Genomic DNA, 17,766 nt, shown 5'->3' with positions numbered 1-17,766 from the left:
GTCCGATAATTCAGCCTAAGCGTCTGTCGGAAGCTGCTGTTACAATGCCGCCTCTGCGAATCTCCAGTCCCATACAGATCAGGAGCACAACGGTGCCCGTCGTTTTTGTTGCCGCTTCCAAGCTGCCTACCCCTTTTGCGCAATTCACCATGCACGGTTTTCTCGATGAAGCCACCGGCCGCGAGCACGTCGTGCTCAGCCTGGGTGATATTGCCGATGGTGCTCCGGTGCTCGGCCGGTTGCACTCCGAATGCCTGACCGGCGACGCCCTGTTCAGCCAGCGCTGCGACTGCGGTTCGCAGCTGGAAGCCGCCCTGCAGGCGATCGCCCGCGAAGGCCGTGGCGTGCTCCTGTACCTGCGTCAGGAAGGCCGCGGCATTGGCCTGCTCAACAAGATCCGCGCCTATGAGTTGCAGGATGGCGGCGCCGACACCGTGGAAGCCAACGAACGCCTGGGCTTTGCCGCCGACCAGCGTGACTACGCCATGTGCCTGCCGATGCTCGAGCACCTGGGGGTGAAATCCCTGCGGCTGATGACCAACAACCCGCGCAAGGTCAAGGCCCTGACCGAGATGGGCATAGTCGTTGCCGAGCGTGTGCCGCTGCATACCGGCCACAACCCGCACAACAAACTCTACCTGGCCACCAAGGCCAGCAAGCTCGACCACATGATGGGCAACGAGCACCAGGGCGAGGTAGACCGGGCGTGACCCGCGGTCAGGTCCGGCGGCGCCTGGCCGTCAGCTGGTGGCAATACCTGGCGCTGGCGCTGCTGCCGCTGTTCGTGATCAATCTGGTGTTTGGCCAGGGCGAGCCGCTGCTGCCGATTCTGGCGATGCCGTTTTTCATTGCTGGCGTAGCTTCGATGTTTGTCAGCCTGCGTTTTTTCGGCGGTTACAAACGGGCCTTGATCGCCACCCATAAAGCCCTCGATACCCCTGAAGAACCAGCGGCCTGGATCGAGCTGGCGGCCCGTCGTCGCGCGGCGTTTCTGGCGGCGGCGCTGCCGGCCTGGGTCGGTGCCCTGGCGGTATTCGTCGGCCTGGAAGCGGTGCCGCTGATCCTGCTGGCGCTGTCCACCGCGGTGCTGTTCTACCTCTACCGCATCCCGCGTCAGCTCGGTTGATGCGCCGCTGGCTGGCAGTCCTGCTGCTGGCCCTCGCAGGCCCGGCGCTGGCCGTGGAGCGCGTGGTCAGCCTCGCGCCTTCGCTATCGGAAATCGTCGTCGAACTGGATTCCGCCGACCTGCTGGTCGGTGTGCTCGACGCCGGCGAGCGCCCCCCTCAATTGCACAACCTGCCGTCGGTGGGCCGCTACGGCCAGCTGGACATGGAGCGGCTGCTCAGCCTCAGGCCGGATCTGCTCCTGCTCTGGCCCGGCAGCGTCGGCCCGGCCCAGCGCGAGCAGCTCGCTCGCCTGGGCATCCCGACCCTGGTGGCCGAACCCCACAGCCTCGACCAGCTCACCACTCAAATTGAAACCGTTGCCGCCCGGCTAGGGCGCCCGCAACGTGGCCTGGAGCGTGCCAATGAGTTGCGGCAGCAACTGGCCGGCCTGCGGCAACGCTATGCCCGCAGCGCGCCCCTGGCGGTGTTCTATCAGGTCTGGGACCAGCCGCTGTACACCGTGGGCGGCGGGCAAATCATCAGTGATGCCTTGAGTGTGTGCGGCGCGCGCAACGTGTTTGCCGACCTGCCGCTGCCGGCGCCCCAGGTCAGCGTCGAGTCGGTGTTGCAGCGCAACCCTGAAGTGATTCTGGCCAGCACCCAGGCGCAACTTGACGCCTGGAAAGCCTGGCCGCAATTGAAGGCGGTGGCGCAAGGCAGGTTGTTGCTGATCAGCGATAAAGGCCTGGAGCGGCCGAGCGGGCAGATGATCGCCGCGACGGCCAAGCTCTGTGAGTTGCTTGATTCCGAGTAGCCGCAGCTAGCGCATCGCGGGCAAGCCTCGCTCCTACAGAAAAATGTGCAATCCCCGTGTAGGAGCGAGGCTTGCCCGCGATAGCGTTCTTACAGGCCCGACCTGACTAAAGCTCCGGCGTCCAGGTCACCCCGAACATCCAGGCCCGGCCTTGCTCCCGATACCCGTACTGCGCGCCGTCATGGCTGTACAGCACCCGGCTGTAGGACTTGTCGAGCAGATTGTCGACCTTCAGTTCCAGCCGGACTTCGCGAGTCAGCGCCCAGCTGCTGCGCAAGCCCAGCAGGGCATAGCCGCCGAGGCGTTGCTGATTGGCCAGGTCGTCATAGCTGCTGCTCACTGCTTGCCAGCTGGCGCCGAGGCCCAGGCGGTCGAACTGCCGATCCAGGTCCAGGCTCAAGGTGCGCCGGGCACGACGGGCCAGGGTGTGGCCGGTGTCGCGGTCGCGGGGATCGATGATCGCCAGCCCCAGATTGCTCTGCCAGCCGAACAACTCCTGCTGCAGCGTCGCCTCGAAGCCGTTGATGCGTGCCGAGGCGACGTTCTGCGGGCGCGAATTGCTGCCGAAGATAATCGCGTCTTCCAGGTCGGTGCGGTACAGCGAGGTCTCCAGGCGAGTGCTCTCGCTCAACTGGCTGCGCCATTGCAATTCGTAGCTTTTCGAGGTCTCGGGCTTGAGGTCGGGGTTGCTGAAGTCGGGGTAATACAGGTCGTTGAAGGTCGGGGCGCGGAAGCCTTCGCTGTAGGTCAGCAGGACATCGTTGTCTGCATTCAACGGTAGGGTGAGGGTGCCGCTCCAGCTGTTCTGACCGCCGAACTGCTGGTTCTGGTCACGACGCAGGCCCAGTTCGGTGGAGAAACTGTCGGCCTTGAAGTGATGCTGGACAAAGGCCGCGCGGTTCCAGCGGCTGTCTTCGGCGAAGGCGGTACTGCTGTTGACCCGGTCTTGGTACCAGTCGCCGCCGACGATCAGGCTGTTGCGTTCGTCGAGGGTCAGGTCGTTCTGCCAGTTGACCGAGTCGCGATAGGTGTTGAACACCGTGCGTTCGTTGCTGAGCTTGTCGAAGGTCTTCTCGCGGTTTTCGCTGTGGCCCAGCTCCAGGCGCGACTTCCAGACGTCGTTGATACGCCCGTCGACATAGCTGCTGAAGCTGCTGACCGCGAATTCGCTGTAGGGCTTCTGGGGGAGGCTCTCGAAGGCGCTGCCATTGAAATACGAACGCCCGAAGGGGTTGTCGAACTCGCTTTTACCGCGGTTATCCAGCAGGTTCAGACCGGCTTCCCAGTCGTCGTTGAAGGCGTGGCTCAGGCTCAGGCTGAGGGACTGGTTGCGGTAGGCGTCATTGTCGCGATCGCTGGCATAGGACTCATGGGTGCGATTGCTCCCGGCCGTGTCGTCGAGGCTGGCACCCAGGCTGAAGCGGGTCTGCTGGTCGCCGCCGGACAGGCCGATGCTGCGCTCCCAGCTCTGGTGGCTACCCACTCCCAGGTGCAGGCGGGGTTGCAGGCCCTGCTCGGCGCTGCGCCGGGTGAAGATCTGGATCACCCCGCCGATGGCGTCGCTGCCGTAGATCACCGAGCGTGAACCGCGCAGTACCTCCACCCGCTCGATCTGCTGGATATTCAGATGCTGCAGATTGCTGTCGCCGGAGCTCGAACTGCCGATGCGCTGGCCGTCTACCAGCACCAGGGTCTGCGCCGACGAAGTGCCGCGGATATAGATCCCCGGCAGGCTGCCCCGGCCGCCACTCTGCGCCACTTGCACGCCAGGCACCCGTTGCAGCAGGTCGGTGACGCTGGAGGGTTGCAGGCGGTCGATGTCGTCGCGGGTGAACACGGTGTTGGCGGCGCTGCTGTCGTTGCGGGCCTCTACCTGGCGGTTGGCGCTGATCAGCGTGTCGGGCAGCTTGAGGGCCTGTTCGCGGTCGAGAGTGTCGGCCAGCAGTTGGCCGGTGGGCAGCAGGGCAATGGGCAGGACGAGGAGGGCGGGTTTCATCGGCAATCCGTGGCGCTTGGCGAGCGAGGCGGGAGCGGGGGGATAACTCCTGTAGCCGCTGCCGAAGGCTGCGATCGGCCCCGAAGGGGCCGTCGCTTTTAAGGTTTACAGGTTACAGGCCGAGCCGTTGCAGGCGTGCCCGTACGGCGGCTTCGATACCGGCTTCGTCCAGGCCGCATTCGGCCAGCATCTGCGCCGGCTTGGCGTGTTCGACGTAGAGGTCCGGCAGGCCCAGGTGCAGGATCGGCTTGAGGATCGCCTCGCGCGCCAGGAACTCGCCGACCGCGCCACCGGCGCCGCCCATGATGGCGTTCTCTTCGATAGTCACCAGCAGTTCGTGGCTGGCGGCGATTTCGCATACCAGGGCTTCATCCAGCGGCTTGACGAAACGCATGTCGACCACAGTGGCATCCAGCTTGTCGGCGACTTTCAGCGCCTCGGCCAGTTGCACGCCGAATACCAGCAGGGCGACCTTGCTGCCTTGGCGACGGACCACGCCCTTGCCGATCTCGATCGGCTGCAGGTCCTTTTCGATGGTGGCGTTCGGGCCGGTACCGCGTGGATAACGCACGGCGGCCGGGCCGTTGTACAGGTGGCCGGTGCTGAGCATCTTGCGCAGCTCGTTCTCGTCGCTCGGGGTCATCACCAGCATGCCGGGGATGCAACGCAGGAACGACAGGTCGAAGCTGCCGGCGTGGGTCGGGCCGTCTTCGCCCACCAGGCCGGCGCGGTCGATGGCGAACAGCACGTCGAGGTTCTGCACCGCTACGTCATGCACCAGCTGGTCGTAACCGCGCTGCAGGAAGGTCGAATAGATCGCCACCACCGGCTTGGCGCCTTCGCAGGCCATGCCGGCCGCCAGGGTCACGGCGTGCTGCTCGGCAATCGCCACGTCGAAGTAGCGCAGCGGGAAGCGCTCGCTGAAGGCCACCAGGTCCGAGCCTTCCTTCATCGCCGGGGTAATGCCCACCAGGCGCGGGTCAGCGGCGGCCATGTCGCACAGCCATTCGCCGAACACACCGGAGTACTTCGGCCCGCCGGCTTTTTTCGGCGCGGCGGCGGGGCTGTCCAGAGGGTCGAGCTTGGTGATGGCGTGGTAGCCGATCGGGTCGACTTCCGCTGGGGCAAAACCCTTGCCCTTCTTGGTCACCACGTGCAGGAACTGCGGACCCTTGAGATCGCGCATGTTGCGCAGGGTGGCGATCAGGGTCGGCAGGTCGTGGCCGTCGATCGGGCCAATGTAGTTCCAGCCCAGCTCTTCGAACAGGGTGCCGGGAACCAGCATGCCTTTTGCGTATTCTTCGGTGCGGCGGGCGATTTCCCAGGCGCCGGGCAGGCGCGACAGCACCTTCTTGCTGCCTTCGCGCATGCTGGCGTAGGTACGGCTGGAAAGAATCTTGGCCAGGTAGTTGGACAGGCCGCCGACGTTGCGCGAGATCGACATGTCGTTGTCGTTGAGGATCACCAGCATGTTGGCGTCCACTTCCGGCGCGTGGTTCAGCGCCTCGAAGGCCATGCCCGCGGTCAGGGCGCCGTCGCCGATCACCGCGATGGCCTTGCGCTCGCTGTTCTGCAGGCGGGCGGCAATGGCCATGCCCAGCGCCGCGCTGATCGAGGTGCTGGAGTGGCCGACGCCAAAGGTGTCGTACTCGCTCTCGGAACGCCGCGGGAAGGCGGCCAGGCCGTCCTTCTGGCGCAGGCTGGCCATGCGCTCGCGACGACCGGTGAGGATCTTGTGCGGATAAGCCTGATGACCCACGTCCCACACCAGACGGTCGTCCGGCGTGTCGAAGACGTAATGCAGCGCGATGGTCAGCTCGATGACGCCCAGGCCGGCACCGAAATGCCCACCGGTCTGGCCGACCGTATAGAGCAATTCCAGGCGCAACTCATCGGCCAGGGTTTCCAGCTCGGCTTCGCCTAACCGGCGCAGGCCGTCCGGCGTGTTGGCACGGTCGAGCAGGGGCGTGGTCGGGCGCTTGCGGGGAATCTCATGAAACGTCGTGGGCATCAGGCGAATCGTTATAGGTATAAAAGAGGCGGCAGTTTACCTTATGCATCGCAAGCTGCCCACGCAGAGCGCGGAACTTGGCCGATATGCGGTCTGCCGCGCCGGGGTCGATCAACTGCGTCGTTCGACGATATAACGCGCCAACTCCCGCAGGGGCTCGGCGCCCGCGTCAAAGGGTCGCAGTGCGTGCAGGGCCTGATCGCGCAGTTCCAGGGCATAGGCTTTGGCCGCTTCCAGGCCGAGCAGGGCCGGGTAGGTCGGTTTGTCCCGGGCGATGTCGGCACCCTGGCGTTTGCCGAGGGTCGCGGTATCGCTTTCCACGTCGAGAATGTCGTCCTGCACCTGGAACGCCAGGCCGATGGCCTGGGCATAGGTCTGCAGGGACTTGAGCTCGTCTTTTTCGGCCCGGCCGCTGGCCAGGGCGCCGAGCTTGACGCTGGCCTCGATCAGCGCGCCGGTCTTGTGCCGGTGCATGTACTCCAGAGCTTTCTGGTCGAGCTTGAGACCCACCGAACCGAGGTCGATGGCCTGGCCGCCGACCATGCCCGCCGGGCCCGCGGCCAGGGCCAGGGCGCTGACCATCCGCAGGCGGATCTCAGCGTTCGAATCGCTCAGGCGCGGGTCGAGCAGGGCGCTGAAGGCCAGGCTCTGCAACCCGTCGCCGGCGAGAATCGCACAGGCTTCATCGAAGGCTTTATGGGTAGTTGGCTGGCCGCGACGCAGGTCGTCGTCGTCCATCGCCGGTAGATCGTCGTGCACCAGGGAATAGGCGTGGATCAGCTCCACCGCGCAGGCCGCGCCGTTGGCCTGTTCCGGCCGTGCACCGAGGGCTTCGCAGGCGGCGTAGGCCAGCAGCGGGCGCACGCGCTTGCCGCCGTTCATCACGCTGTAGCGCATGGCCTGGTAAAGACGGGCCAGCTCCGGGCTTGGCGCGTGGAACAGGGTTTCCAGTGCAGCATTGACCCGGGCCTGGCTGCTGGCCTGATAGGCCGCGATCATTCTGGCTGTTCCGCGTCGAAGGGTTCTTCGGCCAGCTCGCCATCGCGCTCCAGCAGGATCTGCACCTTCTGCTCGGCCTGGGCCAGCGCCGCCTGGCAATCGCGGGTCAGGCCGATGCCTTGCTCGAAGGCGGTCAACGAGTCTTCCAGCGACAGCTCGCCGTTCTCCAGACGCTCGACCAGCGTTTGCAGGTCGGCGAGGGATTGTTCGAAATCTAAGGCAGCTTTTTTGCGGGCCATGGCGGCTATCCCGGTTGACGTTAAACCGGCGCGACACTAGCAGACATGGGGTTTTGGGGCAAATGAGCGGCGATTGGCGAACGGCTCGGCAGAGCGATTTTCTGCCCTGGGTCAGGGGCCGGTTGCGCGGGTCGACCTTCTGTCGCCATTTCTTGCTTTACGACAAGGAAAGTTGCGCGCACTTGCCTTGCAATGCCCCATCGTTGATTGGCAAGGAGAAGCTGCAATGAGTGTTTTTCGAAGTGTATTGGGGGCCTGGGTGCTGCTTGGCAGTTGTGCCAGCAGCCTGGTCCTGGCCGGTGGGGCAGAGGGTTTGCAGCGGGTGCAGGTCGAGCTGGTCGCACCGCCGCTGGTTCATCCTCATGAGCAAGTGGTCAACGGGCCGCCCAAGGTGGTGCAGTTCCGCATGAGTGTCGAAGAGAAAAAAATGGTCATCGACGACCAGGGCACCACGCTCCAGGCCATGACCTTCAACGGGTCCATGCCCGGCCCGACGCTGGTGGTGCATGAGGGTGACTATGTGGAGCTGACACTGGTCAATCCGCCGACCAACAGCATGCCCCATAACGTCGACTTTCACGCGGCCACCGGCGCCCTGGGCGGGGCGGGCCTGACCCAGGTGGTGCCGGGGCAGGAAGTGGTGCTGCGTTTCAAGGCTGATCGCAGCGGTACCTTTGTCTACCATTGCGCGCCGCAAGGCATGGTGCCGTGGCACGTGGTGTCGGGCATGAACGGCGCACTGATGGTGCTACCCCGTGACGGCCTGCGCGACCCTCAGGGCAAGCCCCTGCATTACGACCGCGTCTACACCATAGGCGAATCCGACCTGTATATCCCCAAGGACAAGAACGGCCACTACAAGGACTACCCGGACCTGGCGTCCAGCTACCAGGACACCCGTGCGGTCATGCGCACCCTGACTCCGAGCCACGTGGTGTTCAACGGCCGTGTCGGCGCCCTGACCGGTGCCAACGCGCTGACCTCCAAGGTCGGTGAAAGCGTGCTGTTCATCCATTCCCAGGCCAACCGCGACAGCCGTCCACACCTGATTGGTGGCCATGGGGACTGGGTCTGGACCACCGGCAAATTCACCAACCCGCCGCAACGCAACATGGAAACCTGGTTTATCCCCGGCGGCTCCGCGGTCGCGGCGCTGTACACCTTCAAGCAGCCGGGTACCTACGTGTACCTCAGCCACAACCTGATCGAGGCCATGGAGCTGGGGGCCCTGGCCCAGATCAAGGTGCAAGGGCAGTGGGACGATGACCTGATGACCCAGGTGAAAGCGCCGGGGCCGATCGTCGAGAGCAAGTAATAGGTGGACGGGCGGGGATATTGCTCGGATCTTGAACATTTCGTAAAAGTCCGTAGTATCCTCGCCATGCTCATCGACCAAATCAAAGCCCTGGCCAGCGACATCCGTATGCAGATGCTCGAATGGCTGAAGGATCCGGAAGGCAACTTCCCGCCCCAGGGGCATGACGCGCCGAAAGAAATCGGCATCTGCATGACTCACCTGCAGCACAAGGCCGCGCTTTCGGCGTCCAGCACGTCCAGCCATCTGGCGATCCTGCAGCAGGCCGGGCTGGTCGAGGCCACGCGTATCGGCAAATGGACTTACTTTCGCCGTAACGAAGCGGCCATTGCTGCTTTTGCCGAGCAACTGAAGCGCGAACTCTGAGTTTTTTTACTTGAACATTTCGTTATTTTTCGAAATGAAAAGGCAACCCAGGAGGATCTGTTCATGAAAGCAATCTACGTACAACCCGGTGGTGGCTACGACAAAGTAGTGGTCGGCGAGGCGCCGGCCGCGGCGCCACAAGCGGGCGAAATCACCGTGCGCCTGCGCGCCAGCTCCCTCAACTACCACGATTTCGCGGTGGTCAGCGGCATGTGGGGCCCGACTGAGTCGCGCATCCCGATGGCCGATGGCGCCGGTGAAGTGGTAGCGGTGGGCGAGGGTGTCAGTGAATTCGCCGTTGGCGACTCGGTGGTCAGCACCTTCTTCCCCGAATGGCTGGACGGCCGACCCAATGTCATAGGTTTCGCCACGGTGCCGGGCGATGGCCTGGATGGTTACGCCCGGGAAGTCGTCACCGCCCGTGCCACCTCCTTTACTCGTGCACCCAAGGGCTGGAGCCACGCGGAAGCGGCGACCCTCACCACCGCCGGCCTTACCGCCTGGCGTGCGCTGGTGGACGACGGCCGGGTGACCGCTGGCGATACCGTACTGGTGCAAGGCACCGGCGGCGTGTCGATCTTCGCCCTGCAATTCGCCAAGATGCTCGGCGCTACCGTGATCGCCACCTCGTCCAGCGATGCCAAGCTGGAGCGGCTGAAAGCCCTCGGCGCCGATCACCTGATCAACTACCGCCAGGACCCGACATGGGGCGAAACCGTGCAGAAGCTCACCGCCGGCCGTGGCGTCGATCACGTGATCGAAGTCGGCGGCCCCTCCACCCTGGAGCAGTCGATGATCGCTGCGCGGGTCGGTGGCCATATCTCGGTGATCGGCATCCTGACGGGGGTTGCCGGTGAGTTCCCGATCGTCACCGCGTTGGTCAAGCAACTGCGTCTGCAAGGCGTGCTGGTGGGCAGCCGCCGGCAGCAGCAGGACATGGTCCGCGCGATCGACGCCAACGGCATGCATCCGATCCTCGACAAGCACTTCGCCCTGGACGCGATGGTCGATGCCTTTCGCTACCAGGAAAGCAACCAGCACTTCGGCAAGATCATTCTCGATATCTGATCCTGCCTGGCCGGCCGCCGCGGATCACTCGCTCTGATCCGTGGTGGCCAGCACCTCGTTGATCTTCCAGCAGCCTTTGTCCTTGACCAGCAGCAGGTCGACGATCTGCGTGGTATCCGGCGTATTGCCCAGGGTCACCGACTCACGCGCCGAGGTGCCTTGCACCTGCGGTTCGCTGACCTTGATCTGGGTCAGCCACTCATCCATGTAGTCCTGGGTCTTGAGGAAATAATCCTCTTCCAGGCCCTCGGGGCTGCTCATCTGCTTCTTGATCCGTTCGATCAGCGTTTGCGTGACGTACTGCTGCAGGTGCGGCAGGTCATCGGTGATCGGGTCTTTTTCGTTGCTGAAACTCTGCAGGTACCAGTTGTAGAAGGCCTCGGCCACCGGCTTGGGCGAGCTGGCGCAGTCGGCGAAGGCGAGGGGCTGATGGAAAGCCGCGGCGAGGAGCAGCAGGGGGAACAGCTTTCTCATGGGGACGTCCTTACAGGAGTTAAGACATTGAGCCGTTGAGACATCAGATTTATGACCGAGTGCTCGATTTCAACACGCTGTGGCCCGGATCGCTATCGGCCTGTGCGTTGGCAGCGCTTTGCAATACAAATACGCTTTCAAATGCTGTAGTCTTCAAACTACAGTCGCGGGATGATCGAGATCAAACAGACCGCGACCTTTATGGAGTGGGAAAACAGGCTCAAGGATTCCAGAGCCAGGGCGTTGATTGCTGCGCGGATTTTTCGCCTGGCCAACGGTCTTGCCGGGGACGTGTCCCCGGTGGGCGAAGGCGTCAGTGAGTTGCGCATCCATTACGGGCCGGGCTACCGGGTTTACTTCCAGCAGCGCGGCTTGCAACTCGTCATCCTGTTGTGCGGCGGCGACAAGAGTCGCCAGAGCCGCGATATCGAACTGGCCAAATACCTGGCCCGTCGTTGGAGTCGATCATGAACGAACCGCTATTCGACTATGACCCCGCCACGGCCTTGCGCGACCCGCAAGCCATCGCCCTGTTCATGGCGGACGCCTTCGAAACCGGCGATGCCGGCTATATCGCCAAAGCCCTGGGTGTGGTGGCGCGGGCCAAGGGCATGACCGAACTGGCCCATGAAACCGGGCTGTCCCGCGAGCAGCTGTATCGCTCGTTCAGCGACAAGGGCAACCCGACCCTGAAGACCCTGCTGGCGGTGATGCGTGCACTGGGGTTGGACATGACGGCGCGGGTACATGGGGCGTCTTGATGGCTGGGCCGAGCCGCCAATGTCGGGGGGGCGGTCCTGCCTAACACGCCTGGCGGGAATTCATGGAGCACGGGGCGAATGAGCTTCGCCCCGTTCCAGCGTTCGCCGATTTTTAACGCCCCGCGCCAGCCTCGGCCGGCCGGTTAGTGTCGAGCAACGCGCTCACTACGGCATTGGCCATCTCCATCGAGTGGATCATCGACCAGATCAGCCCGCGCTCCACACCGCTGGCGCGTTCGCTGATCTCGTCGCTGACCTGTACCGCGCAATCCAGTAGTAGCGACACATGCACCAAGGCCTCTTCGGCGCTGACGCCGGGGCGGTGGCTTTCAGGTTGCCGAGGATTGAGGTTTCAGCTGTATTCGCGGCCAGGGCCAGGCGGATGCGCTGGGTGGCGAGATCGTGCTCGGGGGTTCTGAATTGCCCGGGCAGGGGCGGATCGGGAACAAGCTTTTTCATGGTGCATCTCCAACGTGAGTGGAGCTGCCAGATGTCGCTGCTAAACGATGGGGTGGCAGCTGTACGCAGGTTAGCAGGCCGGTCACATTGGAAAACCGACGCATCCGAAGATGCCCTGCGCACAGCCACCATGACAGGCAGAATAAAAAATCTACCGACCGGTGACATCGATGCGCCCAATGTGATGTTTCGAGCTGCTAAACCCGATCACTGAATAAGCAGTGACAGGCCGAGCCTAGACAGCAGGTTTCACAGGCGCAAGCGGGTGGGAGTTTCTAGGAAAAGTCGCTCAATAGAAAGCGAAGAACCTTACTTTTGCCGGGGCAGAAACGGGGGCCGATGACCTGTCCGGTCCCATCGGGTTACGCATGAACAGGGTTTTCCAGGCATTAAAAAGCCGGCTTGTGGCCGGCTTCTCGGGGACTGGCTTGGTTCATTTTTGGTAAACCGCACCAGCCTGCAAAACGTACACCCAGCTCTTGCGGCTGGCTGTGGGACTTGGCGAGAAAATCATCTGCCGCGTCGGGCGGATCTGACCGGTTGAACAGGTCGATGCGCAAAGGTGGGGCGCAGCATACTGATATTCGAAGAGAATTCCCAGCGCAAAGCGTTAGCCGGAGCCTGTGACGAGGGTGAAAAGCAGAGGCGTTTTGTATCGGAGGGTGTGATTGGCGGGGGATGGAGTGTTGTTCTGGGGAGATCGCGGGCAAGCCTCGCTCCTACGGGGAGGGCATTCGACAGGCATAAAAAAGCCCCGGGTCAGCAGGGCTTTTTCTTGAAGCTTGGCGCTGGAAGCTTGCAGCTGCTTAGCCTTTGTAGGCGGCAACCGACTTCGTGATCGCGGCGCGGGCGGCGTCGGCGCCGTCCCAGCCTTCGATCTTCACCCATTTGCCTTTTTCGAGATCTTTGTAGTTCGCGAAGAAGTGCTCGATCTGCTGAATCAGCAGTGGCGGCAGGTCGGTGTACTCCTTCACGTCGACATACAGCTGGGACAGCTTGTCGTGTGGTACAGCGATGACTTTGGCATCGCCGCCGCCGTCATCGGTCATGTTCAGGATGCCGACCGGACGGGCGCGGATGACCGAGCCTGGAGCCACCGGGTAAGGGGTCACGACCAGCACGTCGAGGGGGTCGCCGTCGTCGGCCAGGGTGTTCGGGATGTAGCCGTAGTTGGCCGGGTAGAACATCGGGGTGGCCATGAAACGGTCAACGAACAGGCAATCGCTGTCTTTGTCGATTTCGTATTTGATCGGCGCGTGGTTGGCCGGAATCTCGATTGCGACGTAGATGTCGTTCGGCAGGTCTTTGCCAGCCGGAATCTTGCTGTAGCTCATTGGGCGATGCCCCCGTTAGTTGACCAAAATGTCTTGGCCGGATTGACCAAAAAGTGGCGGCGATTATAGGCATATTCCAAGGGCTATGCCACGTACCGAAGGACGTATGGACGCCTTGGGCCAAACGCCGCGAACCCTATGCAGGAGCCGTCGGTCGACGCTCGATTGCTTGCGAAAAGAAGAGTCGCCGCAGCCTGTTTAGTTCAGAGACACCCGTCAGGATCGACGATTATTTCGCCAGCGGGCGCGTTCCGGCAGGACGCCTCAGTGTTGCTGGTAGTGCGGGTCGCTGGCCTGCAATTGCTGGAGCCGGGCCAGCGGATTCTGCCGGTAAAACAGCTGCAGTTGCTGGTAGACCTTCGGATAGGCCTCGTGCAGCAGATCCGGGGCGCTGAAGAAGTACTCGCTGGTGACGGCGAAGAATTCCGCGGGGTTTTCCGCGGCGTAAGGGTCGATGGCGGTTTCGGCGTCCGGGTTGTGATCGAGCTGGCGGTTGAGGTCGTCGTAGGCCGCCTGCATCACCTGCGCCCAGTCGCTGATGCGCATGTCGCTGTGCAGCGGCGGCAGGCCGTTGGCGTCGCCGTTGAGCATGTCCAGCTTGTGCGCCAGCTCGTGGATCACCAGGTTGTAGGCTTCCCAGCCGCCGCTGGCGAGCACGCCGGGCCAGGCCAGGATGATCGGGCCCTGTTGCCAGGCTTCACCGCTGTGTTCGCCGTCCCATTCATGTTCGACGCCACTGGCATCGCGATGGCGCTGGGGGCTGAGGAAGTCGTCGGGGTAGAGGACGATTTCGTGGAAGCCCTGGTACCAGTTCAAATCTCCCAGGTGCAATAGCGGCAACTGGGCCTGGGCGGCCAGCAGCAGGCGTTCGAACTGGTGCAGCTCGACCCCGGGCAGGGCGCTCAGGTGCTTGTCGTCGAGAAACAGGACGCTGGTTTCCCGCAACCACTGGTCCTCGGCATCGCTCAGGCCGTCGAGAAAGGGCAGGTGCTGGCGCACCCGTTGCCACATTTCATCGGCAACCGGGTGCTTGGCCAGCCGACGCCGGCGGCGCCAGGCACTGAGGGGCCACATAGCGATCAGTGGCTTTCAGCCTTTGCCGCCGAGCGGCCCAGGCGGCTGCGCACCACGCCGATGATCATCGGCACCAGCGACAGCAGGATGATGCCCACCACCAGCAGCGACAGGTTTTTCTTGATGAATGGCACGTTGCCGAAGAAGTAGCCCAGGGTCACCAGGCCGCCGACCCACAGGATGGTGCCGGCCACACTGAAGGCGAAGAAGCGCGGGTACGGCATCTTGGCCACGCCGGCGACGAAGGGGGCGAAGGTACGGATGATCGGCAGGAAACGCGCCAGGGTCACGGTTTTGCCGCCGTGCCGGTCGTAGAAGTCGTGGGTCTTTTGCAGGTAGTCGCGGCGGAAGATTTTCGAGTTCGGGTTGCTGAACAGTCGCTCGCCCACCGTTCGCCCGATGATGTAGTTGGTGCTGTCGCCGAGGATCGCCGCCAGCATCAGCAAGCCGCCGAGCAGCACCGGGTCCATGGCGCCACCGGCGGCGACCGCGCCGGCGATGAACAGCAGGGAGTCGCCAGGCAGGAACGGCGTCACCACCAGGCCGGTCTCGCAGAAAATCACCAGGAACAGGATGGCGTAGATCCATGGCCCGTAGTTGGTCACCAACATGTCGAGGTAAACGTCGAGATGGAGGATGAGGTCGATCGGGTTGAAATCCATTGGGGCACCTGTGGTGACGGCCCGACTCGGCGGGCCTGTGCGATGACTGGGGCAAAAACTTACAGCTGGCGCAGATTCATCTTACGCCCCGAAAAGGTCGGCATTATAAGACCTGATAGGTGAAATGGGCGTTGAGTTTGTAGCGAGGGATGTCTTGACGGCGCTGGCTGGCCAAAGGCGAAAGATCGTGGCCTTCGGCAGCGTCTTCCCAGGCGCTGTCGAAGGTTGTGATCGGGCGGTTGCAGAGGGGTTTAGTCGTCGCTGATCGGCAATATGTAGTTCTTGAACTCGGTATCTTCGCGAAAACCGATGGATTCATAGGTTTTCTGTGCCACTTCGTTGTCACTGCTGGTGGAGACACGCATGCGTACGGCCTGGGTGTCCTTGGCCATTTTCTTCGCGGTGCGGATCAGGTTGTCGGCCACCAGTTGTCGGCGAGCGTCTTCGGCGACGTAGATATCGTTGAGGATCCACACGCGCTTCAGGGACAGGGAGGAAAAGCTGGGGTAGAGCTGACAGAAACCGAGGAGTTTCTTGTCGTCATCGTCGGGCAGGGCCAGGTAGATCACCGATTCCTTGCGGCGCAGGCGCTTTTCCAGGAAGGCCCGGGACGAGTCCGGAAAAGGCAGGGCGCCATAGAACTCGCGGTATTTGACGAACAGGGGGGTCAACAGATCCAGGTGTTCGAGGGTCGCTTGAGTAATCCGCATGAGTTGTCCTCAACTTCGAATGGATACGACGGCAAACGGTTCATTACTCGGGCAGCCGTGTTTCGATGCTGCCTAAAGCCTGGAAAAAGCGCAATCGTCTCGAAAAGTCATGGCTTTGCAGGCCCCAGCAGGAAATTGCCCTTGGTGGTGTCGGGCGAGTCGCTGTCCAGCGTGTTCACCTGGGCCTCGTCTTTCAGGTTGACCCCCGAGAGCTGCCGCCTGCAGGCCTCGCGCATCAGGTACAGCAAGCGGTGGGCCGCCATGCCGTAGCTCAGGCCCTCCAGGCGCACGTTGGAAATGCAGTTGCGATAGGCATCGGTGAGCCCGACCTTCGGGTTGTAGGTGAAATACAGCCCCAGGCTGTCCGGTGAGCTGAGGCCCGGGCGTTCGCCGATCAGGATCACGGTCATTTTCGCCCCGAGCAGCTCGCCGATTTCGTCGGCCACCGCCACCCGGCCCTGTTCCACGAGGATTACCGGCGACAGCGACCAGCCTTCGGCCGCGGTCTGTTCTTCAAAACGGGCGAGAAACGGCAGGGTATGCCGATGCACCGCCAGCGCCGACAAACCGTCCGCCACGACCACCGCCAGATCCACCCCGCCCGGGTTGGCGGATGCATGATCGCGCAGGGCCTGGGCCGAATCGTCGCTGAGCTTGCGCCCCAGGTCCGGGCGTTGCAGGTAGCTGTGGCGATCGCTGGCGGCGCTGTGCAGCAGCAGGCTGTCGCGACCGCGTTCGGCCAGTTGGCTGCTCAGCCCGGCATGGTCGAAGGGCAGGTGCACCGCATCGCGGGCCTGGGCATGGGCGAACTGGAAGTCCAATTGGGCGCCGGTGGGCAGGCTGGTGCCGGTGCGGCCCAGGGCGATACGCGCCGGGGTCAGGCGGCGCAGCTCCAGCCAGGGGTTCTGGCTGTCGGTCGGATGTTTGTCCATAAGCCTGTCCTTACTGAAGCTGTGCCAGTGCCTGGCGGAAGGCCGGCGGCAGGTTGTGGCCGAACTGCACCTTGCCGTCGGGCTGGGTGAAGATGCCGGTTTTCGCCAGCCACTGCTCGAACTCCGGCGCCGGTTTCAGGCCCAGGGTCTGGCGGGCGTAGAGCGCGTCGTGAAAGGAGGTGGTCTGGTAATTGAGCATGATGTCGTCGGAGCCGGGGATGCCCATGATGAAGTTGATCCCGGCCACGCCCAGCAGGGTCAGCAGGGTGTCCATGTCGTCCTGGTCGGCTTCGGCGTGGTTGGTGTAGCAGATGTCGCACCCCATGGGCACGCCCAGCAGCTTGCCGCAGAAATGGTCTTCCAGGCCGGCGCGGATGATCTGCTTGCCGTTGTACAGGTACTCCGGGCCGATGAAGCCAACCACGGTGTTCACCAGGAACGGCTTGAAGTGCCGGGCCACGGCATAGGCGCGGGTTTCGCAGGTCTGCTGGTCGACGCCGAAGTGGGCGTTGGCCGACAGCGCGCTGCCCTGGCCGGTCTCGAAATACATCAGGTTCTGCCCCAGGGTGCCGCGCTTGAGGCTCAGGCCGGCCTCGTAGCCTTCCTGCAACACATTGAGGTTGATGCCGAAACTGGCGTTGGCCGCCTCGGTGCCGGCGATCGACTGGAACACCAGGTCCAGCGGCACGCCACGGTTGATCGCCTCGATGGAGGTGGTGACGTGGGTCAGCACGCAGGCCTGGGTGGGGATTTCATAACGCTGGATGATGGCGTCGAGCATTTCCAGCAGGGCGCAGATCGAGGCGATGCTGTCGGTGGCCGGGTTGATGCCGATCATGGCGTCGCCGTTGCCGTAGAGCAGGCCGTCGAGAATGCTCGCGGCGATACCCGCCGGTTCGTCGGTCGGGTGGTTGGGCTGCAGGCGGGTCGACAGCCGTCCACGCAGGCCCAGGGTGCCGCGGAACCGGGTGACCACGCGGATCTTCTGCGCCACCAGCACCAGGTCCTGGACACGCATGATCTTCGACACGGCAGCGGCCATTTCCGGGGTTAGCCCGGGTGCCAGGGCACGCAGGCTCTGTTCGTCGGCGGCGTCGCTGAGCAGCCAGTCGCGAAAGCCGCCGACCGTGAGGTGGCTGACGGTGGCGAAGGCGGCCTTGTCGTGGGTGTCGATGATCAACCGGGTGACTTCATCGGTCTCGTAGGGAATCAGCGCTTCTTCGAGGAAATGCTTGAGCGGAATATCCGCCAGGGTCATTTGCGCGGCGACCCGCTCGCCGTCGTTGAGGGCGGCGACGCCGGCCAGGAAGTCCCCGGAACGCGCCGGGCTGGCCTTGGCCATGACCTCCTTGAGGCTGTCGAAGCGGTAGGTCTGGGCGCCGACGGTGTGGGCGAAACTTGCCATACAGGTTCTCCGTGACGACGCAGGGACGTGGCCCCTGCGTC

General features: G+C 63.4%; 19 protein-coding genes and 1 pseudogene. 8 read left to right on the top strand and 12 right to left on the bottom strand.

Annotated features, from left to right (window positions below):
* Positions 1–92 precede the first annotated feature (92 nt).
* The 3 genes from ribA to CXQ81_RS29250 are packed head-to-tail and all read left to right on the top strand — an operon-like array spanning position 93 to position 1,920.
* The gene (ribA, locus tag CXQ81_RS29260; RefSeq protein WP_007924108.1) at positions 93–710 is read left to right on the top strand and encodes a GTP cyclohydrolase II; all 618 of its coding nucleotides are present in this window, start codon (positions 93–95) and stop codon (positions 708–710) included.
* On the top strand, positions 707–1,126 hold the full coding sequence (locus CXQ81_RS29255) for a hypothetical protein (protein WP_009045819.1): 420 nt from the start codon (positions 707–709) through the stop codon (positions 1,124–1,126). The genes ribA and CXQ81_RS29255 overlap by 4 nt, the downstream gene beginning before the upstream one ends.
* Positions 1,126–1,920: a cobalamin-binding protein gene (locus CXQ81_RS29250; RefSeq protein ID WP_101339233.1), complete on the top strand. Its 795-nt coding sequence runs from the start codon at positions 1,126–1,128 to the stop codon at positions 1,918–1,920. The genes CXQ81_RS29255 and CXQ81_RS29250 overlap by 1 nt, the downstream gene beginning before the upstream one ends.
* Before the next feature lie 106 nt (positions 1,921–2,026).
* Here the strand turns inward: CXQ81_RS29250 and CXQ81_RS29245 are convergent, their stop codons facing one another.
* The 4 genes from CXQ81_RS29245 to CXQ81_RS29230 all read right to left on the bottom strand — a co-directional run bounded on the left by CXQ81_RS29245 (position 2,027) and on the right by CXQ81_RS29230 (position 7,165).
* Positions 2,027–3,916: a TonB-dependent receptor domain-containing protein gene (locus CXQ81_RS29245; protein ID WP_101339232.1), complete on the bottom strand. Its 1,890-nt coding sequence runs from the start codon at positions 3,914–3,916 to the stop codon at positions 2,027–2,029.
* 112 nt (positions 3,917–4,028) lie between these two features.
* On the bottom strand, positions 4,029–5,927 hold the full coding sequence (gene dxs, locus CXQ81_RS29240) for a 1-deoxy-D-xylulose-5-phosphate synthase (protein WP_007924104.1): 1,899 nt from the start codon (positions 5,925–5,927) through the stop codon (positions 4,029–4,031).
* Positions 5,928–6,038: 111 nt separating this feature from the next.
* Positions 6,039–6,926 carry a (2E,6E)-farnesyl diphosphate synthase gene (gene ispA / locus CXQ81_RS29235; protein ID WP_101339231.1) on the bottom strand — a complete coding sequence of 296 codons (888 nt, stop codon included), beginning with the start codon at positions 6,924–6,926 and terminating at the stop codon, positions 6,039–6,041.
* A complete protein-coding gene (locus tag CXQ81_RS29230) occupies positions 6,923–7,165 on the bottom strand; it encodes an exodeoxyribonuclease VII small subunit (protein ID WP_007924102.1) in 243 nt (80 codons plus the stop codon). The genes ispA and CXQ81_RS29230 overlap by 4 nt, the downstream gene beginning before the upstream one ends.
* A 226-nt stretch (positions 7,166–7,391) precedes the next feature.
* Here CXQ81_RS29230 and nirK point away from each other — a divergent pair, with 226 nt between their 5' ends.
* From nirK to CXQ81_RS29215, 3 genes are all read left to right on the top strand, one after another.
* Positions 7,392–8,480, top strand: a complete 1,089-nt coding sequence (nirK, locus tag CXQ81_RS29225; RefSeq protein ID WP_101339230.1) for a copper-containing nitrite reductase — start codon at positions 7,392–7,394, stop codon at positions 8,478–8,480.
* A 66-nt stretch (positions 8,481–8,546) separates the two neighbouring features.
* Complete coding sequence (locus tag CXQ81_RS29220) at positions 8,547–8,846, top strand: helix-turn-helix transcriptional regulator (RefSeq protein ID WP_007924100.1); 300 nt, start codon at positions 8,547–8,549, stop codon at positions 8,844–8,846.
* A 63-nt stretch (positions 8,847–8,909) separates the two neighbouring features.
* Positions 8,910–9,914, top strand: a complete 1,005-nt coding sequence (locus CXQ81_RS29215; protein ID WP_092420571.1) for an NAD(P)-dependent alcohol dehydrogenase — start codon at positions 8,910–8,912, stop codon at positions 9,912–9,914.
* 24 nt (positions 9,915–9,938) lie between these two features.
* Here CXQ81_RS29215 and CXQ81_RS29210 read toward each other — a convergent pair whose 3' ends face one another.
* On the bottom strand, positions 9,939–10,388 hold the full coding sequence (locus CXQ81_RS29210; RefSeq protein WP_009045812.1) for a DUF3828 domain-containing protein: 450 nt from the start codon (positions 10,386–10,388) through the stop codon (positions 9,939–9,941).
* A 171-nt stretch (positions 10,389–10,559) separates the two neighbouring features.
* Between CXQ81_RS29210 and CXQ81_RS29205 the strand changes: the two genes are divergently transcribed.
* Positions 10,560–10,859: a type II toxin-antitoxin system RelE/ParE family toxin gene (locus CXQ81_RS29205; RefSeq protein WP_007924097.1), complete on the top strand. Its 300-nt coding sequence runs from the start codon at positions 10,560–10,562 to the stop codon at positions 10,857–10,859.
* Entirely contained in the window at positions 10,856–11,149 is a 294-nt protein-coding gene (locus tag CXQ81_RS29200; protein WP_007924096.1) for an addiction module antidote protein, read from the top strand. The genes CXQ81_RS29205 and CXQ81_RS29200 overlap by 4 nt, the downstream gene beginning before the upstream one ends.
* A gap of 112 nt (positions 11,150–11,261) precedes the next feature.
* Here the strand turns inward: CXQ81_RS29200 and CXQ81_RS29195 are convergent.
* The 7 genes and pseudogenes from CXQ81_RS29195 to CXQ81_RS29165 all read right to left on the bottom strand — a co-directional run bounded on the left by CXQ81_RS29195 (position 11,262) and on the right by CXQ81_RS29165 (position 17,725).
* A pseudogene (locus tag CXQ81_RS29195) lies at positions 11,262–11,608 on the bottom strand (hypothetical protein).
* Positions 11,609–12,414: 806 nt separating this feature from the next.
* A complete protein-coding gene (gene ppa, locus CXQ81_RS29190; protein WP_003228599.1) occupies positions 12,415–12,942 on the bottom strand; it encodes an inorganic diphosphatase in 528 nt (175 codons plus the stop codon).
* 264 nt (positions 12,943–13,206) lie between these two features.
* A complete protein-coding gene (locus CXQ81_RS29185) occupies positions 13,207–14,016 on the bottom strand; it encodes a zinc-dependent peptidase (protein WP_053262809.1) in 810 nt (269 codons plus the stop codon).
* A gap of 5 nt (positions 14,017–14,021) precedes the next feature.
* Positions 14,022–14,678 carry a DedA family protein gene (locus CXQ81_RS29180; RefSeq protein WP_007924093.1) on the bottom strand — a complete coding sequence of 219 codons (657 nt, stop codon included), beginning with the start codon at positions 14,676–14,678 and terminating at the stop codon, positions 14,022–14,024.
* A 251-nt stretch (positions 14,679–14,929) separates the two neighbouring features.
* Complete coding sequence (locus CXQ81_RS29175; RefSeq protein WP_007924092.1) at positions 14,930–15,388, bottom strand: N-acetyltransferase; 459 nt, start codon at positions 15,386–15,388, stop codon at positions 14,930–14,932.
* Between the two features lie 107 nt (positions 15,389–15,495).
* On the bottom strand, positions 15,496–16,320 hold the full coding sequence (eutC, locus tag CXQ81_RS29170) for an ethanolamine ammonia-lyase subunit EutC (RefSeq protein ID WP_053262807.1): 825 nt from the start codon (positions 16,318–16,320) through the stop codon (positions 15,496–15,498).
* 10 nt (positions 16,321–16,330) lie between these two features.
* Positions 16,331–17,725, bottom strand: a complete 1,395-nt coding sequence (locus CXQ81_RS29165; RefSeq protein ID WP_023969298.1) for an ethanolamine ammonia-lyase subunit EutB — start codon at positions 17,723–17,725, stop codon at positions 16,331–16,333.
* Positions 17,726–17,766: the final 41 nt, after the last annotated feature.

It is taken from the genome of Pseudomonas sp. 09C 129, from assembly GCF_002843625.1.
In the GTDB taxonomy this organism is placed as follows: Bacteria; Pseudomonadota; Gammaproteobacteria; order Pseudomonadales; family Pseudomonadaceae; genus Aquipseudomonas; species Aquipseudomonas chlororaphis.
This window is presented reverse-complemented; position numbering and strand designations above follow the sequence as displayed.

Excerpts from the sequence above, each read along its gene's own strand:
- CXQ81_RS29250 (WP_101339233.1), top strand. The coding sequence starts at position 1,126 with ATGCGCCGCTGGCTGGCAGTCCTGCTGCTGGCCCTCGCAGGCCCGGCG.
- CXQ81_RS29245 (WP_101339232.1), bottom strand. The coding sequence starts at position 3,916 with ATGAAACCCGCCCTCCTCGTCCTGCCCATTGCCCTGCTGCCCACCGGC.
- dxs (WP_007924104.1), bottom strand. The coding sequence starts at position 5,927 with ATGCCCACGACGTTTCATGAGATTCCCCGCAAGCGCCCGACCACGCCC.
- ispA (WP_101339231.1), bottom strand. The coding sequence starts at position 6,926 with ATGATCGCGGCCTATCAGGCCAGCAGCCAGGCCCGGGTCAATGCTGCA.
- CXQ81_RS29230 (WP_007924102.1), bottom strand. The coding sequence starts at position 7,165 with ATGGCCCGCAAAAAAGCTGCCTTAGATTTCGAACAATCCCTCGCCGAC.
- nirK (WP_101339230.1), top strand. The coding sequence starts at position 7,392 with ATGAGTGTTTTTCGAAGTGTATTGGGGGCCTGGGTGCTGCTTGGCAGT.
- CXQ81_RS29220 (WP_007924100.1), top strand. The coding sequence starts at position 8,547 with ATGCTCATCGACCAAATCAAAGCCCTGGCCAGCGACATCCGTATGCAG.
- CXQ81_RS29215 (WP_092420571.1), top strand. The coding sequence starts at position 8,910 with ATGAAAGCAATCTACGTACAACCCGGTGGTGGCTACGACAAAGTAGTG.
- CXQ81_RS29210 (WP_009045812.1), bottom strand. The coding sequence starts at position 10,388 with ATGAGAAAGCTGTTCCCCCTGCTGCTCCTCGCCGCGGCTTTCCATCAG.
- CXQ81_RS29205 (WP_007924097.1), top strand. The coding sequence starts at position 10,560 with ATGATCGAGATCAAACAGACCGCGACCTTTATGGAGTGGGAAAACAGG.
- CXQ81_RS29200 (WP_007924096.1), top strand. The coding sequence starts at position 10,856 with ATGAACGAACCGCTATTCGACTATGACCCCGCCACGGCCTTGCGCGAC.
- ppa (WP_003228599.1), bottom strand. The coding sequence starts at position 12,942 with ATGAGCTACAGCAAGATTCCGGCTGGCAAAGACCTGCCGAACGACATC.
- CXQ81_RS29185 (WP_053262809.1), bottom strand. The coding sequence starts at position 14,016 with ATGTGGCCCCTCAGTGCCTGGCGCCGCCGGCGTCGGCTGGCCAAGCAC.
- CXQ81_RS29180 (WP_007924093.1), bottom strand. The coding sequence starts at position 14,678 with ATGGATTTCAACCCGATCGACCTCATCCTCCATCTCGACGTTTACCTC.
- CXQ81_RS29175 (WP_007924092.1), bottom strand. The coding sequence starts at position 15,388 with ATGCGGATTACTCAAGCGACCCTCGAACACCTGGATCTGTTGACCCCC.
- eutC (WP_053262807.1), bottom strand. The coding sequence starts at position 16,320 with ATGGACAAACATCCGACCGACAGCCAGAACCCCTGGCTGGAGCTGCGC.
- CXQ81_RS29165 (WP_023969298.1), bottom strand. The coding sequence starts at position 17,725 with ATGGCAAGTTTCGCCCACACCGTCGGCGCCCAGACCTACCGCTTCGAC.